At 66.9% G+C, this 21,074-nt stretch carries 18 protein-coding genes; 8 read left to right on the top strand and 10 right to left on the bottom strand.

The annotated features are described in order from the left end of the window. Positions 1-6: 6 nt before the first annotated feature. The 6 genes from ACEN9O_RS11695 to ACEN9O_RS11670 form a co-directional block, all read right to left on the bottom strand. A complete protein-coding gene (locus ACEN9O_RS11695; RefSeq protein WP_495617707.1) occupies positions 7-1,998 on the bottom strand; it encodes a sialate O-acetylesterase in 1,992 nt (663 codons plus the stop codon). Between the two features lie 81 nt (positions 1,999-2,079). Then, the gene (locus tag ACEN9O_RS11690; protein WP_495617706.1) at positions 2,080-4,470 is read right to left on the bottom strand and encodes a dockerin; all 2,391 of its coding nucleotides are present in this window, start codon (positions 4,468-4,470) and stop codon (positions 2,080-2,082) included. 135 nt (positions 4,471-4,605) lie between these two features. Next, positions 4,606-6,948: a WD40/YVTN/BNR-like repeat-containing protein gene (locus ACEN9O_RS11685; RefSeq protein WP_495617705.1), complete on the bottom strand. Its 2,343-nt coding sequence runs from the start codon at positions 6,946-6,948 to the stop codon at positions 4,606-4,608. Between the two features lie 178 nt (positions 6,949-7,126). Then, complete coding sequence (locus tag ACEN9O_RS11680; RefSeq protein ID WP_495617704.1) at positions 7,127-8,524, bottom strand: glycoside hydrolase family 27 protein; 1,398 nt, start codon at positions 8,522-8,524, stop codon at positions 7,127-7,129. 15 nt (positions 8,525-8,539) lie between these two features. Next, entirely contained in the window at positions 8,540-9,793 is a 1,254-nt protein-coding gene (locus tag ACEN9O_RS11675) for a glycoside hydrolase family 27 protein (protein WP_495617703.1), read from the bottom strand. A gap of 170 nt (positions 9,794-9,963) precedes the next feature. Further along, on the bottom strand, positions 9,964-11,250 hold the full coding sequence (locus tag ACEN9O_RS11670; RefSeq protein ID WP_495617702.1) for an ABC transporter substrate-binding protein: 1,287 nt from the start codon (positions 11,248-11,250) through the stop codon (positions 9,964-9,966). A gap of 119 nt (positions 11,251-11,369) precedes the next feature. Between ACEN9O_RS11670 and ACEN9O_RS11665 the strand changes: the two genes are divergently transcribed. From ACEN9O_RS11665 to ACEN9O_RS11650, 4 genes are all read left to right on the top strand, one after another. After that, positions 11,370-12,062, top strand: coding sequence for a response regulator transcription factor (locus ACEN9O_RS11665; protein ID WP_495617701.1), 693 nt, complete (start codon positions 11,370-11,372; stop codon positions 12,060-12,062). Then, a complete protein-coding gene (locus tag ACEN9O_RS11660; protein ID WP_495617700.1) occupies positions 12,046-13,566 on the top strand; it encodes a sensor histidine kinase in 1,521 nt (506 codons plus the stop codon). Before ACEN9O_RS11665 ends, ACEN9O_RS11660 begins: the two co-directional genes overlap by 17 nt. After that, complete coding sequence (locus ACEN9O_RS11655; RefSeq protein WP_495617699.1) at positions 13,563-14,312, top strand: substrate-binding periplasmic protein; 750 nt, start codon at positions 13,563-13,565, stop codon at positions 14,310-14,312. The genes ACEN9O_RS11660 and ACEN9O_RS11655 overlap by 4 nt, the downstream gene beginning before the upstream one ends. A 106-nt stretch (positions 14,313-14,418) precedes the next feature. Further along, a complete protein-coding gene (locus tag ACEN9O_RS11650) occupies positions 14,419-14,889 on the top strand; it encodes a cache domain-containing protein (RefSeq protein WP_495617698.1) in 471 nt (156 codons plus the stop codon). A 61-nt stretch (positions 14,890-14,950) separates the two neighbouring features. On the opposite strand, the gene ACEN9O_RS11645 is transcribed toward ACEN9O_RS11650, so the two are convergent. Together ACEN9O_RS11645 and ACEN9O_RS11640 are read right to left on the bottom strand one after the other, a co-directional pair. Next, on the bottom strand, positions 14,951-15,523 hold the full coding sequence (locus tag ACEN9O_RS11645; RefSeq protein WP_495617697.1) for a flavodoxin family protein: 573 nt from the start codon (positions 15,521-15,523) through the stop codon (positions 14,951-14,953). 17 nt (positions 15,524-15,540) lie between these two features. Continuing rightward, positions 15,541-15,978, bottom strand: coding sequence for an ester cyclase (locus ACEN9O_RS11640; RefSeq protein WP_495617696.1), 438 nt, complete (start codon positions 15,976-15,978; stop codon positions 15,541-15,543). Between the two features lie 95 nt (positions 15,979-16,073). Between ACEN9O_RS11640 and ACEN9O_RS11635 the strand changes: the two genes are divergently transcribed. The 4 genes from ACEN9O_RS11635 to ACEN9O_RS11620 are packed head-to-tail and all read left to right on the top strand — an operon-like array spanning position 16,074 to position 19,133. Beyond that, positions 16,074-17,009 carry a LysR substrate-binding domain-containing protein gene (locus ACEN9O_RS11635; RefSeq protein ID WP_495617695.1) on the top strand — a complete coding sequence of 312 codons (936 nt, stop codon included), beginning with the start codon at positions 16,074-16,076 and terminating at the stop codon, positions 17,007-17,009. Between the two features lie 55 nt (positions 17,010-17,064). After that, positions 17,065-18,081, top strand: a complete 1,017-nt coding sequence (locus ACEN9O_RS11630) for a M14 family zinc carboxypeptidase (RefSeq protein WP_495617694.1) — start codon at positions 17,065-17,067, stop codon at positions 18,079-18,081. Beyond that, positions 18,078-18,842: an alpha/beta fold hydrolase gene (locus ACEN9O_RS11625; protein ID WP_495617693.1), complete on the top strand. Its 765-nt coding sequence runs from the start codon at positions 18,078-18,080 to the stop codon at positions 18,840-18,842. The genes ACEN9O_RS11630 and ACEN9O_RS11625 overlap by 4 nt, the downstream gene beginning before the upstream one ends. A gap of 12 nt (positions 18,843-18,854) precedes the next feature. Further along, positions 18,855-19,133, top strand: coding sequence for a YkgJ family cysteine cluster protein (locus ACEN9O_RS11620; protein ID WP_495617692.1), 279 nt, complete (start codon positions 18,855-18,857; stop codon positions 19,131-19,133). A gap of 24 nt (positions 19,134-19,157) precedes the next feature. Here ACEN9O_RS11620 and ACEN9O_RS11615 read toward each other — a convergent pair whose 3' ends face one another. After that, a complete protein-coding gene (locus tag ACEN9O_RS11615) occupies positions 19,158-20,768 on the bottom strand; it encodes a M64 family metallopeptidase (RefSeq protein WP_495617691.1) in 1,611 nt (536 codons plus the stop codon). Between the two features lie 127 nt (positions 20,769-20,895). Beyond that, positions 20,896-21,051 carry a hypothetical protein gene (locus tag ACEN9O_RS11610; RefSeq protein WP_495617690.1) on the bottom strand — a complete coding sequence of 52 codons (156 nt, stop codon included), beginning with the start codon at positions 21,049-21,051 and terminating at the stop codon, positions 20,896-20,898. Positions 21,052-21,074 lie beyond the last annotated feature (23 nt).

The raw sequence follows: 21,074 nt of genomic DNA, 5'->3' as shown, positions 1-21,074 counted from the left end.
TGGGTCCTATTTATGTGAGGAAGTTGTCTCGATCTGGAAGGTGCCGACCGGCTGATCGTCGCCGCTGAACAGGTTCACGAACGGCGTGTCGGCCCAGGCATAGCGCACATGCGTGACGCCGGCTTTGGCGGCGCCGGGCAGCACGACGGTATCGCCGGCCACGCGTGCCTCGGCATAGCGGCAGACCTTGCCCGCGCAGACTTCGAAGCCGCTGACGCGATCGGACGAATACGTCACCAGGCTGCCGCCCGTGTCGCGGAAGGCAAGCACGATGTCCTTGCCGCTGCGCCGTGCGGACACCGGGTAAGGGCTGCCGGGGGCCTTTTCCTCGCCGTACGCGAGGGTGCGCGCCGCGCGCGCGAAGCGCTCGCCGACCACCGTCTTCTGGGTCGGATGGATGTCGAAGCGGTCGCCGACGTCGAGCGTGACGACGAGCGCCGCATGGGCGTCGTGTTCCACCGCGTCGGCCTGGGCGTCGCGCAGCTCGGCCCAGCTCGATTCGGTGGGCGCTTTCGCCGGCGTGCCGAACGACGGCAGCTGTGCGACCACGAAAGGCAGCGTCGGTTGGCCGAAGCGCTGGCGCCAGTCGCGCATCAACAGCGGCAGCAGCGTGCGGTATTCGTGCCCCGCGCCCGGGTTCGCGGCACTCTCGCCCGCGTTCGCTTCACCCTGGTACCACGCCGCCAGCTTGAATTTGGCGCCGACCAGCGGGGCGATCATGCCGTTGTACAGCATGGTCAGGCTGCTCGGCCAGTCCCACGGCGCAGGCGGCACGGCCTGGTTGCGCAGGACGCTGCCGCGCTGGACTTTCCAGGCGTCGGGCAGCGCGATGGTCTGGCCGTCCGCGGTGCCGATGGCGCGGCTGCCCGTCGAACCGGACAGGCCACCGCCCTGCCCTCCGCTCAGCACGCGCATGGCGATCACGTTGCGGCCCGGCTTGAACAGGCCGGCGGGCACGGCATACTCGCGCCAGATCCACGAGGTGCTGGTGCCGCCCACGCGCACGCCATTGACCCAGGTGCTGTCATAGGTGTCGACCGGGCCCAGGCGCAGCGTGTTGGCCGCCTTGGCCTGCGCCGCCGTCAGCGTGACGCTGGTGCGATACCACGCCACGCCGTCGAAGTCCTTGAAGCCGGCCAGGCCGCTGTCCTTCCACGAGCCGGTCGGGACCACGCTCGGCCACGCGGCGTCGTCGAACTCCGGCGCGGTCCAGGCGTGCTGCGCGGCCGCGGCGGGGTCGTGCGCGCGCCACCATACTTCGTTGCGCGCTTCCTCGGCGCGCATGCCTTCGGCCGCGTCGGCGCCGTATTGCGCGACGGCCGCGATGCCCGCCTTGTAGTCGTCGAAGCTGCCCAGCGACTCCGCGCCTATCCAGCCCTGTATCATGGTGCCGCCCCAGCTGGCGTTGATGAAGCCGACCGGGATCTTGTAGCCGGCCTGCAGCTTGCGCGCCATGTAGTAGCAGACGGCCGAGGCGTCGCTCACCGAGTCCGGCGTCAGCGGGGTCCATTGGACCGGGCCCGAAAGCTCGTCCTGCGGGACGGCCGCGCCGTGCTTGCTGATGTTCAGGTAGCGCATCTGCTGGTTGTCCGCGCCGTAGGTGGCGCCCATGGCGTTGGTCGACGCGCGCACGGCGAATTCCATATTGGACTGGCCCGAGCACAGGTAGACGTCGCCGACCAGGATGTCGGCGCGGCTGACCGTCTGCCCGTCCGCGCTCACGGTCAGCGCATACGGTCCGCCGGCGCCCTGCGGCGGCAGCTGGACCCGCCACTTGCCGTGCGCGTCCGCGGTGCCGGTCACGCTGCGATCGCCCAGCGTCACCGCCAGCGTGCGCCCGGCGTCCGCCGTGCCCCAGATGGCGATCGGCTGATCGCGCTGCAGCACCGCGTGGTCGGAAAACAGGCGTGCCAGGCCGAGTTCGGCCGCCTGCGCGGACAGGCAGGCGTGGCCGAGGGCAAGCGCCAGCAAGGGCGCGCTAATGCGTGTTGTTACCATCTTGATTCCTTATCGTTGAGACATCCGGCCAGCGTCCAGCGGCGGCACCGCGCTCGCTGGCCGGGTTGGTGGTCGTGCCGCTCAGTTGGTGTAAAGCATGCCGCGGCCGGTGCCGGAGAAGTAGATCCGTCCGTAGGTGTTCCAGTCGCCCGCGATCGCGCCGATGCCACCGTACTGGTGCGCGTCGTCGTTGAAGCGGGTCCAGCTGGTGCCGCCGTCGTCGGAGCGGTACACGCCCCACACGCCGTTCACCACGCCCACCACGTAGACCGCGGCCGAGTACTTGGCGCCGGGCGCTGCCTTGCCCAGCGCCATGGCGCTGGCGCCCTGCACGCCGTTGCTGGTGGCGAAGTTGCTGAGCTTGGCCCAGCTCGCCCCCGAATCCAGCGAGTGATACACGGTGTTGCCGTCGATCAGCCAGAGGTCACCCTCGGCGTTGGGGTTGGCCACCAGCGAGGTGGTCCACCAGCCATTGGGGGCCAGGTTGGCCGACACCGAGCCCTGGCTCAGCGTAAAGGTATGGCCGCCATCGGTCGAGACGTAGACCTTGCCCGCCGTGCCCCAGGTCGCGCCGCCCGAATCGTAGGCGTAGACCTTGTTCGGGTTCTTGCGGTCCGCCGCCAGGCGGTAGCCGCGCCCCCAGCCGGGCGCCACGCTCGGCAGCGGCGGCAGATTGGTCGCGGTCCAGCTCGCGCCGTTGTTGGTGGTGTAGGACGGCACCGAATTGGCCGGCGCCCAGACCGCCTGGTTGCGTGCGCTGACCGCGATGCTCGCTTCGCCGGTCGAGTTTTGCGCCACCCCGGCCGGCAGCGTGGCGAACTTCGCCCAGGTCTTGCCGCCATCGCCCGACCAGAAGCCGGTGCCGGTGCCGGACGAGTTGATCCAGCCGATGCCGGCGATGTAGAGCGGATCGGACCAGGCCATGTCGGCGGCGAAGCTGTTGCTCCAGCCGAGGCCGGGATTGAGGGTCGGCGTGGCCTTGAGGTCCGTGTCGACCCACATGCCGACGTCGCCCGAACTGTTGAGCAGCGTGTACGGCGCGCCGGCCGGCGGCGTGGCGATGGCCAGCACGGCGGTCTCCTCGATGCCGGCGACGCTGCCTTTCCAGGTCGGCGAGGCCAGGGAGGCGTTGCTGGTCTCGATGATGCCGCCGCCGTGCACGTGCAGGATGTGGTCGCGGTTGGACGGATCGATCTCGACATCGTCGACCCAGCCCGAGGCGGTTTCGCCCGTCGTGGTCGCCTCGATTTCGCGCCAGGTCTTGCCGGCGTCGTCGGACAGCTGGACGATCTGCTGGCCGTTCCAGTTGCCCCAGGAGTTGGTCACGCCCAGCGCGATGCGGGTGGTCGCGCCGGAGCCGTAGACGGACACGCCGCCGAGGCCGAAGTTGATGCCGTTACCCGGGTCCTCGCTCTTGAGCAGGGTCCAGTTGCTGCCGTCGAACTTGTAGAAGCGGCCGGGACCGCCGGCGCCCGGGCCCGCGTCCTTGGTGAACACCACATAGAACATGCCGTCGGCGGCGCGCACCATGTGCGGGATGTGGTAGCCGGACACCGGCGTGACGACCGGCGACCAGGTGGCGCCGCCGTCGGCGGACTTGTACAGGTTCGCGCTCAGGCCCGCCACATTGGCGTAGTCCGGGGCGACGGCGGCGTAGAGGGTCTGGGTGGCCGTGCCGCTGCCCTTGCTGCTGGTGTCGTACACCACCAGGTCGATGCCCATGGCGCCGCCCGCCGCACTGATCTGGTCCGACGTCATCTTGGCGGACGACAGCGACGTGACCTGCGCCCAGGTCTTGCCGGAATCCGCGCTCTTCCACAGGCCGGCCGTGCGCGAGCCGAAGAACAGCGTCGAGGGCTTGTTGGGGTCGACCATCAGGCGTTCGCCCATGGCCCGGCCGGGATTGTTGCCGCCCAGCGGGAACGGCAGGTCGACATGGGTCCAGGTGGTGCCGCGGTCGCTGGAGATGTACAGGCGGCCGTTGCCTTCAAACGTGTACATGCCGGTGGCCATGTAGACCAGCTGGTCGTTGTTGGGATCGAGGGCGATGCTCTCGATGCCGTGGAATCTGCTCTCGGCCGCGCCGAAGCCCAGGCCGTCGGTGATGGGGGTCCAGGACGACGTGGCCTGGTTCCAGCGGTAGGCGCCGCCGATGTCGGTCCGGGCGTACAGCAGGTTGGTGGCGCTTGGATGGTAGATCAGGCCGGTGACATAGCCGCCGCCGCCAAACTTCACGCTGCTCCAGGTGGTGGCCGTGGGGGGCGGCGTGCCGGTGCCGTCCGTCGTGCCCGGCGTCGTGCCCGGCGTCGTCCCTGGAGTTGTGCCCGTTGTGGTGCCTGGCGCGGTGCTTGGCGTTGTGTCAGGGCTGGTGCTCGCGGTTGCGCCGCCGCCACCGCCGCCACAGCCGGACAGAAGGCCCGCCAGCAGACCGGTCAGCAGCGCGGGGACGATGAAGTTATGTTTTTGAATCACGTTGGTCTCTTATATATAATAAACTATGCAGCATGATAAACTATAAGGCGCCACACAGGACGCCTCCGCCAAATGCTGCAGCGGCGCCTTGGCGGGGCCGCTGCAGCCGCATGGCTGCGTTGATGCCGGTGCCGATCAGTTGGTGTAAATCAGGTTCCGACCGCCACCGCTAAAGTAAAGGCGACCATAGGTGTTCCAGTCGCCCGCCATCGCGCCGACGCCGCCGTATTGGTGGTTATCGTCGTTGAAGCGCGTCCAGGTTGCGCCGGCATCGTCGGATTCGTAGATGCCCCACACGCCGTTCCGCGTCCCAGTCACGTACAGCGCGGCCGAGTACGTGCCGCCGGTCTTCGCCTTGCCCAGGGCAATCGTGCTGGCGCCCATCAATTTGGCCGTCGAGCCGCTGGCCGCGACCGATGTGAAGCCGCTCAGCTTGGTCCAATTGGCGCCCGAGTTGGTCGAGTGGTACACGGCCTCGCCGTCGGTCAGCCAGAGGTCGCCCTCGACGTTGGGGTTGACCACCATCGAGGTGATCCCCCAGCCGTTGGGGGCCAAGTTCGCCGACACCGAGCCCTGGCTCAGCGTGAACGTATGGCCGGCATCGGTCGAGACGTAGACCTTGCCCGCCGGCCCCCAGAACGCGCCGCCCGAATCGTAGGCGTAGACCTTGTTCGTGTTCTTGCGGTCCGCCACCAGGACGTAGGCGTTATTCCAGCCGGGGGCGGCCGGCGCCGGCAGGTTGGTCGCGCTCCAGCTGGCGCCATTGTTGGTACTGTAGGATGGGATCGAATTGCCGGGCGCCCAGACCAGGTTGTTGCGGGTCGTCACCACGATGCTCGACGAGCTGGCGCTCTGGTTGGCCTGCGCGCCGGCCGGCAGGCTGCCAAAGCTCGACCAGGTCACGCCGCTGTCGCCGGACCAGGAGCCGTAGGCGGTGCCGCTCGCGTTGATGGTGCCCTCGTTGACGATGTAGCTCGGGTCGGTCCACGACATGTCGGAGGAGAAGCCCTGGCTCCAGCCCTTGCCCGGGTTCCTGGTCGGCGTCTGCGTGAGGTCGGTCTGGACCCACATGCCGGCGTCGCCCACATTGTTGATGAGCTTGTACGACGCGCCGACCGGCGGCGTCTGGATGGACAGATTGCAGAGCTCTTCCAGGCCGGTGACCGCTGCGGACCAGCTCGGCGTGGCCGAGGAAGCGTTCCAGGTTTCCAGGATGCCGCCGCCGTGGACGTGCGAGATGTGGTCGCGGTTGGCCGGATCGATCTCGATGTCGTCCACCCAGCCGCCGGCGCTGGTGCCCGCGGCATGCGGCATGCCTTGCTCGATTTCGCGCCAGGTGCCGCCGCCGTTGTCCGACAGCTGGACCACCTGGCCGGAGCCCCAGGTGCCGGTCACGGCCAGGGCAATACGGGCGGTCGAGCCGGTGCCGGAGACCGACACGCCGCCGTAGCCGTTCGAGCTGTTGTTGGCGAGCAGGGTCCAGCTCTCGTTGAAGACCACGCCGCCGAACTTGTAGAGGTAGCCGGGACCGCCGGCACCCTGGCCGGAGCTCTTGTTGAACGCCACGTAGTAATTGCCGTCGTTGGTGCGCACCACGTGCGGGATGTAGTAGCCGGACACCGCGGCCGGGACCGCTACCGGCGTCCAGGACCAGCCGCCGTTGACGGACTTGTACAGGGTCGAGGTCAGGCCGGCCGCGTTGGCGTAGTCGGGCGCGATGGCGGCGTACATGATCCAGGTGGTCTGGCCGCCGCCCACGGACGAGTTGTCAAACATCAGGTGCTCGACGCCCTTCACACTGCCGCCCATGGAACCGATCTGGGCGTTCGTGAGGACGGTGGTCGACAGCCCCGTGACCTGGTTCCAGGTATGGCCCGAGTCCGTGCTCTTCCACAGGCCGGCCGTGCGCGAACCATAGAACATCGTCGACGGATTGGTGGGATCCAGCTTCAGGCGTTCGCCGATGGCCCGGCCGTCCTCGTTGCCGCCCACCGGGAAAGGCAGGTCGTAGTGCGCCCAGGTGTTGCCGCGGTCGGTGGAGGCGTACAGGCGGCCGTTGGTCGTGCCGCCGCCGCCGTCGCGCGTGTACAAGCCGGTGACCATGTAGACGACCTGGTCGTTGCCCGGATCGAGGGCGATGCTTTCCACGCCGTGGTAGTTGGCCTCGCCGCCGCCGAAGCCCACGCCGTCGGAGATCGGCGTCCATGACGAGCTGGCCGAGTTCCAGCGGTAGGCGCCGCCGACGTCGGTGCGCGCGTACTCGACGCCGGCGGAGGTGGGATGGTAGATCAGGCCGGTGACGTAGCCGCCGCCGCCGAACTTCACGCTGGAAAAACTGGTGGCCGCCACGCCGCCTTGGGCGAGGCGCATCGGCGCGCCGGCCTTGACGGCGCTGGCGGTGGTGGCGTTGTCGCCACCGCAGCCTGCCAGCAGACCGGCCAGCAAGGCCGGGATGATGAGATTGTGTTTCCGATTCATGGGTGTCTCCTCCAAAAAGGACGATTAGTGGGATTAACCGGCACGACGGAATTCCGTCGTACTGGCCCAGCCATTCGCCTGACGTCGTCCAGCGCGGCGAACGGTATTGCCATCGGCATACGTTGTGCCGAATATTGAATCTCTGTCCCTGGTACTTATATGGAGGAGGCCTGAGGCATCAGCGGATGCTGTACACCGCGCTGCCATGCGCCGGCAGCGTGAGCTCGATCCGGGTGGCCGCCGGGATCTTCGTCCCCGACCACAACTCCTGCGCCGCATGGCGGCCGTTGATCCCCAACTGCTTCCACGTCGCGCTCAGGCGCACGGGCTCGTCCTTAAGATTGAAGAAGGCGATGTGCTGCGCCGGCTTGCCGCGCGCACCACTGCGCGCCAGCCACACTTGCGTGCCGTCAAAGCTGGACGGCAGGGCCAGCGGATGGCTGTCCCAGGCGGTCTGGTTGATCGCGAGGATGGCGCGGTTGGTGATCAGCGAGCGCGTGTAGGGATCGAGCTTGGTCAGGTTGGTGCCCAGCATCAGCGGCGAGCGGGCCACCGCCAACAAGCTGAACAGCGAGCGCTGCTCGTCATGGCTGAGGCGCGACATGCGCGGCTCGCCCAGTCCCGGATTCGGCCCAAGCATGCCCAGCGGAAGCATGTCGGCGTCCGGCCAGGCGCCGGGGCGGACATACGGGTTCCATTTCGGCAGGTTGGCGAAGGCGACGTCGACGCCGCTCGGATAGTCGTCCGTGCCGGGCTCGTGATGGAAATGCCAGCCGTCCCAGATATCGTTCGAGATGCGCCACATCTGCGCGTTGCGCGAGATCTCGGCCGCATGCTCGAGCTGGGTCGGTCCCGGCGACAGGCTCAGCAGGATCGGCCGTCCGCTCTTCTTGATCGCGCTGACGATCTGGCCGATCTCGACGGACTTGTACGGGTGGTCCGCGATGCAGTCGACCTTGAGGAAATCGACGCCCCATGCCGCGTACAGCCGGATCACCGAATCGTAATAGGCCTGGCCCGCCGCGTTGTCGCGGATGCCGTAGTTGCCGTCGTCCCAGGGGCAGGCGTCGGCCGTGTCGGCCGCGTCGGCCGCATGGAAATCGCTGCCGGCGATCGCCGTGTTGCGCTCCACCGCGCCACGCGGAATGCCGCGCATGATGTGGATGCCGAACTGCAGGCCGAGGCCGTGCACCCAGTCAGCCAAGGGCTTGAAGCCGGCGCCGCCGGCCGCGGACGGGAAGCGGCCGGGGGCCGGCACCAGCAGGCCGTTGGCGTCGATCTGGAAATCGCTCTCGAGCCGCTTGTTGCTGGCCGGCGTGGCCATGTACCAGCCCATGTCGACCACGGCGTAGCGCCAGCCATAGTCCTTGAGCGAGGCCAGCACCTGGGTGTTGGCGCGGTAATCGGCTTCGCCGATGGTCAGGCCGTAGGAATCCCAGCTGTTCCAGCCCATCGGCGGGGTGGGCGCCAGATCCGCCGCGTGGACGGTGATAGCGCTAGCAAAGGTGGCGCAGCCAAACAGCATCGATACGCCCAGCGACCGACGCATCTGCGTCAGGATATTTCGGATTTGCACAGACAGTCCCCTAAACTATTTTTGATTTGTATTGGATGAACGAGGCGACAACCTCAGCATCACGATGTCCCGCGCCGGCACCGTCACGTTGAACGGCGTCGCGGTCGTGCCGGCCGCCCTGCCCGCCCACAGGTCGCGCAGCTCGTACACGGTCTTGGCGAAGTCGGCATTGCGAGCGCTGATATCGTCGCCGATGGCATGCTGGCGCCAGTCGTGCGCGACCTTCTTCGGCTCGTCGCTGCGGTTGAGAATGGCGATCGCCCAGTCGCCGTTCGCCAGCGGCTTGGCCCAGTATTCGATGCCGCGCTCCTTGATGAAGGCGAAGCCCTGGATGCCGAGCGGGTCCTGGTCGACCGCGATGACGTCGCGATTGCCGAGGATGTTACGGACCGCGGCCGGCATGCTCGGGACGTCGGCGCCGAAGATCAGCGGCGCGGCAAGCATCGCCCACATGCTGAAGTGCGCGCGGTTCTCTCCGGCCGTCGCCAGCAGGCCGACCTCAAGCATGTCGGGATCGTTCCACTGGCCCGGCTTGGCGTACTTGCGCAGCGTTTCCTGCTTGTCGAGGACGTTCAGCACGCCGAGCGAGTGCCACGAGCCATGGCCCACTTCGCATTCCCAGCAGGCCGCGATGTCGCCGCTGGTGCGCCACAGGTGGCCGACGTCGGCGGCCCATTCCCACGGCTTGTTGTCGCCCCATTCGCAGATCGAGAAGATCATCGGCCGTCCGGCCGCGCGGATGGCGTCGCGCATGGTGGCGTAGGCTTCGCGCGGGTTGCGCTGCGCCGGGCCGTCGCCGGTATGGCACCAGTCGTATTTCAGGTAATCGACGTGCCAGCGTGCATATTGCAGCGCGTCCTGGTATTCGTGGCCCTGGCTGCCCGGCCGCATGCCGCAGGTATGCGCGCCGGCGTCGGAATAGATGCCAAGCTTGAGCCCCTTGGCATGCAGCTCATCGGCGAGCGCCTTGATGCCGGAGGGGAAGCGCACCGGATCGGCCTGGATGTAACCGCTGGCGTCGCGTTCGCCGTGCCAGCAGTCGTCGATGTTAATGTAGATGTAGCCGGCGTCGCGCAGGCCGCTCTTGACCATGGCGTCGGCGGTCTCGCGTATCAGCTGCTCGCTGATGTCGCAGCCGAACTTGTTCCAGCTGTTCCAGCCCATAGGCGGCGTATCGGCGAGGCCGGGGAATTTCTGCGCCCACGCGGGCGACAGCAACAGTGAGAGGAGCAGCGCCGCAAGCAGGCGATAATACTTATGAGGTGTCATATCAGTTCAACATTTGGCGTCGGCGAGAAGGGGATGCCTTGTCGCAACGTTCACATTCAATTAATTTAGCGTTAATGAAGTGTAAGCTCAATTGTTTTGCCCTGTCAATCCAATTGACCGGGGAACTGCCGTCAGGACGGACGGATGGATGGGAGCTGGACGGCCGGCGTCTAGGGGCGACGGGTGGCTGCGACCAGCCGCGTCATGGTTGTTCGTTCGTTAATCCGGTCGTCGTGCCAGTAGGCACTGATGGCTTCGCGCATGGCCTGCTCGACGGCGGGCGGCACGGCCATGGAAATGCTGGGCACCAGCGTGTTGGCCTGCGCGGCGGAGTGGAACGCGGCGCCCGACAGCTTTGCGCAGCGATCGAACCTGGCCAGGTTCATGCCCAGGCGGGCCGGAATCGAGCCCTTGCTGAGGTTGAACTCCTCCTGGATGGCCGGCGACAGCAAATCCGCGGCAAAGTCCGTTTGCGCCTTGATCTTTGAAGCGCTGTCCACCTTGAACATCGCAAAGGCGTCGACGGCAAACGAGAACGCTTTCGCGGTGCCGGGGACCGGCACGCAGGCGAACTCCAGGCCGGCGCTGTTCTGCGCCTCCAGGAAGGCGGGCTTCACCCAGTCCCCCATCAACTGCATGCCGGCCTCGCCCTGCGCCAGCGCCGACGACGCCACGATCCAGTCCTGCCCCGAAGCAGTCGCATCGGTGTAGGCCTTGATGCGCCGGAAGGTCCGCAGCACCCGCTCCATCTCCGGCCCCGCCAGCACCTCCGGGTCCAGGGCCACAAACGCCTTGCGATAGAAATCGATGCCGCCGGCGCCCAGCGCGACGCTTTCGAAGAGGATGAAGTCCTGCCAGGGCTGACCGCCATGCGCCACGGCGATGTAGCCGGCCCGCTTCATCGCCTCGGCGGTGGCGAAGAACTCGTCCCAGCTGGCCGGCACCCGCGCGCCGGACTGCTTGAGAACGCGCAGATTAATCCACAGCCAGTTGATGCGATGAACGTTGATCGGCACCGCCACATAGCGCCCCTTGTACTTCATGGCATCGCTGATGGCCTTGGGCAGCACGGCGTCCCAATGCTCGGCCTGCGCCACCTCGTCCATATTGGCCAGCACGCCTTCGCGCGCCCACTGCTGGATCACCGGCGTCTTGATCTGCGCCGCGGAGGGCGGATTGCCCGACGATACACGCGAGCGCAGCAGCGAGAGCGGCAGGCCGTTGGCGTCGGCCGAGACCGTGAAGTCCTTCCAGGTGTGCCCCTGGCGCTGCAGCGCCAGCTTCAGCACCTCGGCCGACCTGGCGTCGCTGCCCACATCCCAATAGTGGAGCACCTCGATCTCGCCGGCGTGCGCGCCGGCGGCGCACCAAGCGCTCATCAGCGTCATCATCAACGTCATCATCGGCGCGATCAGGGCGCGCCATCCGGCAGCACATCGGGAAAAGAAAATCGCCATAACTTACGTCCGCAACGCTTGCGCCCGGCCGTCCACGGCACAGGCTGGTATGAACGCCACGTCAACGTGACTGAAAGGTTCGTATTGTAACGTAGTGCAGTATCCGTTAATATTGTGGCATGCAACTTTTACTCGCCGAAGACGACCCCATACTCGCGAACGGTTTGACTGCCCAGTTGAACGGCGCGGGGTTCACCGTCGAACATGCGCCGAACGGCCCGGTGGCGGAATACCTGCTGTCCAGGCACAATTTCGATATCGCCATCATCGACCTGGGCCTGCCCATGGTCGACGGACTCACCGTGCTCAAGAATTTACGCGCGAGCCGGCCCAATCTGCCGGTGGTGGTGCTCACGGCCCTGGATAAACTCGACAGCCGCGTGGCGGGCTTGAATGCCGGCGCGGACGACTACATGACCAAGCCGTTCGACTTCCCGGAACTGGAGGCGCGCCTGCGCGCCGTGCTGCGGCGCTCCCGGCAGGGCCCCTTCAATGGCGATGTGGTGATGGAGGGCCTGCATTTTGACCGGGCCGCGCGGCGCGCGGTCATTCATGGCGAATCGGTCGAACTCAGCCCCCGCGAGGCGACGCTGCTTGAACTGCTGCTGATACAGTCCGACAAGGTCGTCACGAAGGAGCAGATCGCCGCCGCCTGGGCTGGCGACGGCAACGAGGTCGGCGCCGGCAACACGGCGGAAGTCCACATCCACCGCCTGCGCCGGAAGCTGGAAGGTTCGGGCCTGGAAATCCGCACCGTCCGCGGACTGGGATACCTGCTGGCCGTCGAGCATGGCGATGGACGAGCAAGCTAAACCTGGCGTACTGCATCGTTTCCGCATCGCCCGCCGCAACCAGTCCCTGCGCCGCCAGCTGCTGATCTGGGTGCTGCTGCCGCAATTGGTGCTGTGGTTCGCGGGCGGCATCGCCACCTACCGCCTGGCGGTACGCTATGTCAATCAAGCCGCGGACGCGACCTTGTCCCAGGCCTCCCGGGCGCTGGCGCGGCGCGTCAAACCGATCGGCAGCGGACTGCTGATCGACTTCCCCCGCGCGGCGCAGGAAATCCTCGAGACCGATCCCAACGACCGTCTGTTCTACATGGTCAGCACGCCGCCCGGCCAATTCGTACTGGGCAACAACAGCATCCCCATGCCGCCGCAGGACATGCGGCCGCGCCTGAACGATCCCTATTTCTACGACGGCGAGATCAAGCCTCCCGAGTCTGCGGGCCACGGCGGCCCCGGGCCGGCGGTCAAGGTGCGGATCGCGGCCTTGTACCTGCCGCATGGCGAACCGGAAGGAAAACAGCAATGGATGCTGGTCCAGGTCGCGCGCAGCATGGCGCATCGCGAGGACATCTTCAAAATGATCCTGATCGATACGCTGCTCCCCCTGTCCGCCCTGATCCCGTTGATGACCATGATCGTCTGGGCCGGCACCGGCGCGGGACTGGCGCCCTTGCTGCGCCTGCGCAAGGAGGTGGAGGGACGTTCGCCGATCGACCTCGCGCCGCTGCACATCGCCTCCGCGCCGCAGGAAGTGCGGTCCCTGGTGCAGGCGCTGAATGAACTGCTGGCCTCGGTGAGCCAGAACGTGAACGCCCAGAAGCGCTTCATCGCGGACGCCGCCCACCAGTTGCGCACGCCGCTGGCCGGATTGAAAAGCCAGACCGCGCTGGCCATCGCCATGACCGAGGACCCGGCCTTGATCGCCAGGCTGAAAATGGTCGATCAGAGCGCCGCGCAAGGCGCCCACCTGATCAAGCAGCTGCTCATGCTGGCGCGCGCCGATCCCGACGTGGCGATGGACAGCGACATGGCGCCATTGAATGTGCTCGCCTTCGTACAGGAGATTGTCGCCGAGCTCGTGCCGCGCGCACTGCGCGCGCAGATCGACCTGGGCATGGACGACGACTCGCTGCCCGACGGCAGCGCGCCGCTGCAGATCAGGGCCAACGCCCTGCTGCTGAGGGAGGCGTTAAGCAACGTGATCGACAACGCCATCAAGTACACTGGCAGCGGCGGCGAGATCACCGTCCGGGTGCGGCCGGACGGCGACGAGGTCCTGATCATCATCAGCGACAACGGTCCGGGCATCGCCGAGGCGGACCGCGCCCGCGTGTTCGAACGGTTTGTGCGGGCCACGGACCAGGGTGAAGGATGCGGGCTGGGCCTGCCCATCGTGAAAGAGGTCGTCGCACAGCACGGAGGCACCGTGGCTCTGCGCGATGCCCAGCCGCACGGGCTGCAGGTGGTGCTGCGCCTGCCCGGACAGCCCGGCGCAACCACGCCATACCAGGGGATTGCCAAGGAATGAAGATACGTCGCTTACTGCTCTGGCTGGGGTTGATATGCCTGGCGGCCACCGTGCACGCAAGCACCACGGTCACCTGCGTCACCGAGGAAAACCGGCCGGTCAACTTTTTAGAAAACGGCAAGGTCACCGGCTTCAGCACCGAGGTCGTCGAAGCCGTCCTCAAGCAAATCAACGTGCAGGCCGACATCCGTATCCTGCCCTGGGCCCGCGCCTACGCGACGGCGTTGAACACGGAAAACGTGCTGATCTTCTCGATCATGCGCACGCCCGAGCGCGAGCATCTGTTCAAATGGGTCGGCGTGATCACCCCGCCCGACAGCTCCTATTTGTACGCCCTGCGCGCACGCGGCATCAAGCTCGACCATCTTGCCGACGCGCTGAACTACAACATCGCCACCATCAACGGCGACGCGCGCGAGCAATACCTGGAGTCGAAGGGCTTCGTCAAGGGTCGCCAGCTGCAAGGCAACGCCCAGCCGAAAACCAACTACGAAAAACTTAAGCTGGGCCGCGTCGACCTGTGGGCGATGAGCGACCTCATCGTCACTGACATCGTGCGGCGCGACGGCGGCGATCCGTCCAAGCTGCTGGTGCGGGCGCTGCAGTTGACCGAACTGGGCAGCGGCGGCAGCTACATGGCGTTCGGCCCGAAGACCGACGACCTGCTGGTCGAACGTTTTCGCAAGGGACTGGAAGCCATCAAGGCCAACGGCACGTTCGCGGCGCTGCAAAAGAAATGGTTCTAGCGCGGGCTAACTCGTATAGATGAAGCTGGTTTTGATCCAGATCAAGGGTTTTTCGGATCGTAGTTCATAGTATCGATCCTGGCAGAAACTTATAACGGAGATCAAAATGAAACAGTTTATTTCTAAAATTTCGCTGCTGGTGCTGAGCGCGCTGCTGGCCACCAGCGCCTACGCCGCGAGCGAGCGCGCCAATGCGGAAGACTGCGTCGCGCTGGTCAAGAAGGCTGTCGCCTACGTGAAGGCGAACGGGAAAGACAAGGCGTTTGCGGAATTCAACAATTCCAAAGGCCAGTTCGTCGACCGCAACCTGTACATCTTTGTCTACGATTTGAATGGCGTCAATTTGGCCATCGGTAACGGCAATGCCTCGAAGATGGTCGGCAAAAACCTGCTGGATATGCGCGACGCGGAAGGCACCTACATCATCAAGGGCTTCATCCAGACCGTCAAAACCAAGAACCAGGGGTGGTTCGACTACAAATGGCCCAACCCGGTCACCAAGGCAGTCGAAGAGAAATCGAGTTACATCGAAAAGGTGGACGACTACATCGTCGGCGCCGGGATCTACAAGCAATAGCTGCTGGACGGCCGCGCCGGCGTGCGTCGCCGGTGCGGCCGCTTGCGCGACCGAGGACCGGTCAGGCCAGGCGCGCCGCCAGTTCAGCCACGCGCTTGCCCAGCTGGCGGGCGGTTTCCAGGTCGCCGCTGCGCGGCGCTTCGTCCGCCGAGGCGTCCGACGGCGAGATCGCCAGCGCGCCGCCAAAGCCGGCGGTCCAGTTGACGTCGGCCGGGCCGTGCTCCTTTTTATTCGACGGCATCAGGCCGGTGCCGACCCAGACCTGGCTGTGCTGCATGGCCAGCGTCCAGAAATACTGGATCGTCGAGAACTTGTCGCCGTTGACCGAGGCCGAATTGGTGAAGCCGGCGGCCACCTTGTTCTTCCAGTTCTGGCCGAACCACGAGGCGGACGACTTGTCGGCGAACTTCTTGAACTGCCAGGCCGGGCCGCCCATATAGGTCGGGCTGCCGTAGATGATGGCGTCGGCCTTGCCGATGGCGGCCAGCGCATCCTCAGGCAGGTCGCCGTTCTGGTCGATCCGGAACACCTGCACCTCCGCACCGGCGACGCCGGCGGCGCCCTGCTGCACGGCCTCGGCCTGTTTGACGGTGTGGCCGTAGCCGCTGAAGTAGACGATCGCGATAGTGGTCATGAAATTCCTCAAAAAAATTAATCAACAAGGGGCCAGGCACCGACCTGGTTCAGCATGCCGAACCAGTCTTCCAGGTGCCAGGTATGAGTGATGCGGTCCGCCCCCAGATAATGAAACTCATGGATCGCAATTGCAATAGGCTTATTGGTAGGGGCGATGCCGAAAAACTCGCCGCGATGGGTGCCGGTGATCTGTGCGCGCACGGCGGCGCGGCCGTCGCGGCCGAAGATGTCGAGGATGGCGATATGCACGTCCGGGAAAGCGGCGCCGAACATGGCGACCACCGGCTTCATGCCGGCCAGGCCGGGCTGCTGGCCCGGACCGAGCGGCGTGTCCTGCCAGTCCGGCGTCAGCGCCTGGTCGAGCAGGTCGGGATTGCGCTCGTTGAAGGCGCGGTACAGGGTTTCGATGGCTTGTTGCTGGGCCGTGGTCAGGCCGTTGTCCTGCATGGTCATGATGGGTTTTCCGTAGCGGTGAATGACCCGGCCACTGTAGCAATCCGCCCCCACGCAAGTCCAATCGATAATGGATATGCAGTATCATCCACCGCATGGATTTACATGGCATAGACCTCAACCTGCTGGTCGCCTTCGACGCGCTGATCTGTGAACGCAACGTGACGCGCGCCGGCGTGCGCATCGGCCGCACCCAGCCCGCGATGAGCGCGGCGCTGGCGCGCCTGCGCCTGCTGCTGAAGGACGATTTGTTCGTGCGCAGCGCCACCGGCCTGCAGCCCACGCCGCGCGCGCTGGAGCTGGCGGGTCCGCTGGGCGAGGCGCTGGCCAGCATCCAGCGCACACTGGATTTCACGCAGGCCTTCGATCCGGCGCGCGCGACGGTGCGCTTCACGCTGGGGCTGTCCGACCATCCGGCCTTCGTCATGCTGCCGCCGCTGCTGAAACGGCTGGCGCGGCAGGCGCCCGGCGTCACGCTGCGGATCAAGGCCTACACCGCGCGCGAGGACGCGCTGGCCCTGCTCGACGCCGGCGAGGCCGACGCGGCGGTCGGCGTACCCGGTGGCAGCACGCCGCGCATCCCCACCCTGCCGCTGTTCGAGGAGCGCTTTGTGTGCGTGGCGCGCAAGGACCATCCGCTGGCGAACAAGAAGCTGACGCTGACACGCTTTCTAAGCTGCCAGCACCTGCTGGTGTCGCCGGAGGGCGACGGCGTCGGCCACGTCGACGTCGGGCTGGCGCAGCTGCAGCGCCGGCGCCAGATCGCCGTCACGCTGCCGCAGATGTACGCGGCGCCGGCCATCGTCGCCGGCGGCGACCTGCTGGCCACGCTGATGGAGGGCGTGGTGCGCGCCAGCGGTGTGGCGCGCGCGCTGGCGGTGCTGCCGCTGCCGCCGGAGCTGGACCTGGCGCCGGTGCCCTTCGTGCTGCACTGGCACCGCCGCAACGACGCCCATCCGGCCCAGCGCTGGCTGCGCGAGCAGATCGCGCTGGTGTGCCGCGAGCTGTATGGTAAAGGCGACGCACAGTAAGCCGCGCCGTCAAATTGGGCTACACTGTCGGTCACACCTTTCCGCCTCCGCCTCCATGCCCGAGAAGAACCTGCCCGAGCTGATCACCCTGAAGCGCCTGATCGACGAAGGCGGACGGCATCTGGAGGTCGGCACCTCCTGCACGGTGGCGATGGACGGCCGCCAGTTCCCGGTCTACACCATCGCCCTGGGCAACCCCAGCCCGGACGTGCCGGCGCTGGGCTTCTTCGGCGGCATCCACGGCCTGGAACGCATCGGCACCCAGGTCATCCTGTCGTTCATGGAAAGCCTGCTGGCGCGGCTGCGCTGGGACGGCACCCTGCACCAGCAGCTCGAATCGATGCGGCTGGTGTTCATGCCGCTGGTGAACCCGGGCGGCATGTGGCAAGCCACGCGCTGCAATCCGCAAGGGGTGGACCTGATGCGCAACGCACCCCTGAGCGCGGTCGACAAAGTGCCGTTCATGCTGGGCGGCCAGCGCTTCAGCCATCACCTGCCGTGGTATCGCGGCAAGGCCGGCGCGCCGATGGAGGCGGAAAGCCAGGCCGTGTGCGAACTGGTCGAGCGCGAACTGCTGTCGCGCCAGTTCAGCATGGCGCTCGACTGCCACTCCGGCTTCGGCCTGCGCGACCGCATCTGGTTCCCGCACGCGCACACCACGGCGCCGATCCCGCACCTGGCCGACATCGGCGCGCTGGAGCAGTTGTTCAGCCAGAGCTACCCGAACCACAACTACGTGTTCGAACCGCAGAGCCGCCAGTACCGCACCCACGGCGACCTGTGGGACTACCTGTACCTGAACGGCACCAGCTACAGCGAGCGCGTGTTCCTGCCGCTGACGCTGGAGATGGGCTCGTGGCTGTGGGTGAAGAAGAATCCGCGCCAGATCTTCGACCGCATCGCCATCTTCAACCCGACCGCCAGGCACCGCCTGCAGCGGGTGCTGCGGCGCCACCTGATCTGGTTCGACTTCCTGATGCGCGCGGCCAACAGCCACGGGCGCTGGATGCCGGAGGGGATGGCGCGCAAGGTCCAGCACCGGCGCGCGCTGGCGCAGTGGTACGACGCATGAGCAACTGGGTGCTGCTGCGCGGCCTGATGCGCGAACAGCGCCACTGGGGAAGCTTCCCCGGCCAGCTGGCGGCCGCGCTGCCGGATGCCCGCATCGTCACGCCCGACCTGCCCGGCAACGGCGAGCGTCACGCCATGCGCAGCGCCACGCGGGTGGCGCAGATGGTGGACCACTGCCGCCGCGACCTGCAGGCGCGCGGCATGCAGCCGCCCTACTCGCTGCTGGCGCTGTCGCTGGGCGGCATGGCGGCGGTGGCGTGGTCCAGCCGCTATCCCGGCGAAGTGGAGCGCTGTGTGCTGATCAACACCAGCATGCGGCCGTACAGCCGCTTCCACCAGCGGCTGCGCTGGCAGAACTATCCCTCCATCGTCCAGCTGATGCTGCGCGGCGGCGTCGAGCGCCAGGAGCGGCTGATCCTGCGCCTGACCAGCCGCACCGGCGATGCCGGCGCACGCGAAGCGCTGCTGCAACGCTGGCTGGCCTATCAGCGCGAATTCCCCGTCACGCGCGCCAACGCGCTGCGCCAGCTGTGGTCCGCCGCCCGCTTCCGCGCGCCCTCCACGCGGCCGGCCGTGCCGCTGCTGGTCCTGGCCGGCGCCGGCGACCAGCTGGTCGACCATCGCTGCTCGCTGCGGCTGGCGCAGGCGTGGGATGCGCCGCTGCTGGTGCACCCGGGCGCCGGCCACGACCTGCCGCTGGACGACGGCCCGTGGGTGGCGGCGGCCATCGCGAAATGGCTGGCCGAAAAAAAAGAGGCGTAAAATAACGCCCCTATGAATATTTCCCCGCCAGCCCTGGACTGCCGTCCCAACTGCGGCGCCTGCTGCACGGCGCCCTCGATCACCAGCCCCATCCCCGGTATGCCCGACGGCAAACCGGCGGGCGTGCGCTGCGTCCAGCTGGCCGACGACAACCGCTGCAAGATCTTCGGCCGTCCCGAACGGCCGGCCTTCTGCGGCGGCCTGCAACCGTCGGCCGAGATGTGCGGCGCCAACCGCGAGTCGGCCATGCTGTGGCTGGCCGACCTGGAACGCGCCACCGCGCCCGCTTAAGGCTTGCGCTTTACGGCTTGCGCTTTACGGCTTGGTATAGCTGTAGGTCAGCGAATACGCGCCGCCGGTGCCCGACGTGGCCAACGCGTAATAGTAGCCGGCAGCGGCGTTGTAGGAAATCGACGGACTCGATGCCGCGCCCGTGCCGGACGCCACCAGCGCCCAGCCGTTCGCTCCGTACTGGTACAGATAGAGCTGGTAGGTGGTGCCCACCTTGCCGGTCAGCTGCAGGCTGATGTTGCCAGCCGCCGCCTGGATCCAGCCCGGGTTCACATTGGGCACGTTGACGCTGCCGCCGGCCGCGATGGTGCCGGTCTGCGTCGCGCCGACGCCGCTGCTGTACTGCGCAAACACCTTGCTCGCCACGCCCTCGTTGACTGCATGCCACGGATAGCCCAGCGTGCGCATGCGCGAGTTTTCGGTCGGGCGGTATTTGCCGCTGGTGCAGTACTGCGCGCCCTGGAACACCCCCACGGTGCCGTTCGGATACACCCCGGCGCTGGTCGGCACCGGCGTGCTGGCCGAGATCAGGCCGCGCCACTTGACGCTGCGCGTGCCGTTCATCGTCACATCGGGCTCGCCCGGTTCGCCGTTCAGGCTGCAGGTGCCGTAGTCGTATTCGTCCGCCAGCGAGAACGCCGTGTGGCCGATTTCGTGCAGCGCGATCTCGATCGACTGCGTCGCCATCGACAGCGTCGCCACCTCGCCGCCGGAGCCGCCGTAGCGCGTGGAGTTGGCAACCACGATGATCACGTCGCGTTCATCCGGCGCCAGCACCGAGCCGACGACATCGTGCACCTTGTCGCTATCGACGCACAGCAGCCGGTCGATGTTGTAGCAGTTGAAGGCGGCGTCCAGCGCGGTGTCGCGGTAGATGCCCTTGTCCGGTTCGTCCACGCCGGACTGGTTGCTGGCCACGTCCACGCGCCGCACGTTCATATTGGCGCGGTTGGCGGCGAACAGCGGATCGGCCAGGAAGCCGTCGATGACCTTCTGCGCATCCGCATGCCACTTGTCCATCTCGGCGGCGGTGTAGCCGTCGCCAACGAACACGTAATCCATGCGCGAGGCGGCCGGCCCGGTGTTGAGGATGGTGGTCGCGGTGACGGCCGGGGCCAGCGCGGCGGCTCGCGCGGCGCGCGCAGTGCGCGAGGTGGCGGCCAGCTTGGCCAGCGTGGCGCGGTCGAAGTGCGCCAACGGCGCGGCGGCGACGGCGGCGCTCATGCCCCTGACGCTGGCAGTCTGCACCGGCAACACCTCGACGCTGGCGGTGGCGCTGTCGAATGGCAGCGATACTTCAAACGAGCCGTTCGCCTGGCGCACGGTGTCGGCGATGTCGATGGCGCCGGTCTTGGGGTTGAACGCCTCGACATGGCGCTGCTGGCCGGCGGCCACGGTGACTTCATGCAGGATGACGCCCTGCGCGTCGCGCGCGACCACCCGCCATTGCGCGCCGGGCGCCTGGCTGCGCACATCCGGCGTCAGGGCGAAGCTGCCGGTTTCCGCGTGGCGGACGCTGAACACGGGGCCGTTGCGGCCATCGGCAAAGGCCAGTCGCAGCGAGATATTGTCGGCGCTGGCGGCGCCGGCGGCCAGCAGCGCTGCCAGCGCCGCGGTGATGCGTAGGTAGGTCATGGTGTCTCCGTATTTTTTTAGTGGAGCACCGATTGTCACGCCGTCGCCGGCGGCACAGATGTGCAATGCGGCGCAACTTGCACAAACCTGCTGGCATCGTCGCCGGCTGTTGCGCCGCCGCTGCGGATCAGCGCAACATCACCAGTTGTCCCAGCATGCGCATCAATTCCGCCGAAAACTTCGGCTCCGGCTCCGGCGCCGGCGCAGGTGCAGGTGCTGGCACCTGGACAGGCTCGGCCGGTGTGCATACGCACGGTGGGCTTACGGTGTGGGTCTGGAACATGGCAACCTCCTGATTGAGTATGG

Source organism: Duganella sp. Dugasp78, assembly GCF_059491455.1.
Note: the sequence above shows the minus strand (reverse complement) of the source record. Positions and strands in the feature narration are given on the sequence as shown.

What these genes read in the sequence shown, in the direction of transcription:
- ACEN9O_RS11685 (WP_495617705.1), bottom strand. Translation starts at nt 6,948, where the DNA reads ATGAATCGGAAACACAATCTCATCATCCCGGCCTTGCTGGCCGGTCTG.
- ACEN9O_RS11620 (WP_495617692.1), top strand. Translation starts at nt 18,855, where the DNA reads ATGAATATTTCCCCGCCAGCCCTGGACTGCCGTCCCAACTGCGGCGCC.
- ACEN9O_RS11635 (WP_495617695.1), top strand. Translation starts at nt 16,074, where the DNA reads ATGGATTTACATGGCATAGACCTCAACCTGCTGGTCGCCTTCGACGCG.
- ACEN9O_RS11670 (WP_495617702.1), bottom strand. Translation starts at nt 11,250, where the DNA reads ATGGCGATTTTCTTTTCCCGATGTGCTGCCGGATGGCGCGCCCTGATC.
- ACEN9O_RS11610 (WP_495617690.1), bottom strand. Translation starts at nt 21,051, where the DNA reads ATGTTCCAGACCCACACCGTAAGCCCACCGTGCGTATGCACACCGGCC.
- ACEN9O_RS11650 (WP_495617698.1), top strand. Translation starts at nt 14,419, where the DNA reads ATGAAACAGTTTATTTCTAAAATTTCGCTGCTGGTGCTGAGCGCGCTG.
- ACEN9O_RS11695 (WP_495617707.1), bottom strand. Translation starts at nt 1,998, where the DNA reads ATGGTAACAACACGCATTAGCGCGCCCTTGCTGGCGCTTGCCCTCGGC.
- ACEN9O_RS11665 (WP_495617701.1), top strand. Translation starts at nt 11,370, where the DNA reads ATGCAACTTTTACTCGCCGAAGACGACCCCATACTCGCGAACGGTTTG.
- ACEN9O_RS11675 (WP_495617703.1), bottom strand. Translation starts at nt 9,793, where the DNA reads ATGACACCTCATAAGTATTATCGCCTGCTTGCGGCGCTGCTCCTCTCA.
- ACEN9O_RS11645 (WP_495617697.1), bottom strand. Translation starts at nt 15,523, where the DNA reads ATGACCACTATCGCGATCGTCTACTTCAGCGGCTACGGCCACACCGTC.
- ACEN9O_RS11655 (WP_495617699.1), top strand. Translation starts at nt 13,563, where the DNA reads ATGAAGATACGTCGCTTACTGCTCTGGCTGGGGTTGATATGCCTGGCG.
- ACEN9O_RS11640 (WP_495617696.1), bottom strand. Translation starts at nt 15,978, where the DNA reads ATGACCATGCAGGACAACGGCCTGACCACGGCCCAGCAACAAGCCATC.
- ACEN9O_RS11660 (WP_495617700.1), top strand. Translation starts at nt 12,046, where the DNA reads ATGGACGAGCAAGCTAAACCTGGCGTACTGCATCGTTTCCGCATCGCC.
- ACEN9O_RS11625 (WP_495617693.1), top strand. Translation starts at nt 18,078, where the DNA reads ATGAGCAACTGGGTGCTGCTGCGCGGCCTGATGCGCGAACAGCGCCAC.
- ACEN9O_RS11630 (WP_495617694.1), top strand. Translation starts at nt 17,065, where the DNA reads ATGCCCGAGAAGAACCTGCCCGAGCTGATCACCCTGAAGCGCCTGATC.
- ACEN9O_RS11615 (WP_495617691.1), bottom strand. Translation starts at nt 20,768, where the DNA reads ATGACCTACCTACGCATCACCGCGGCGCTGGCAGCGCTGCTGGCCGCC.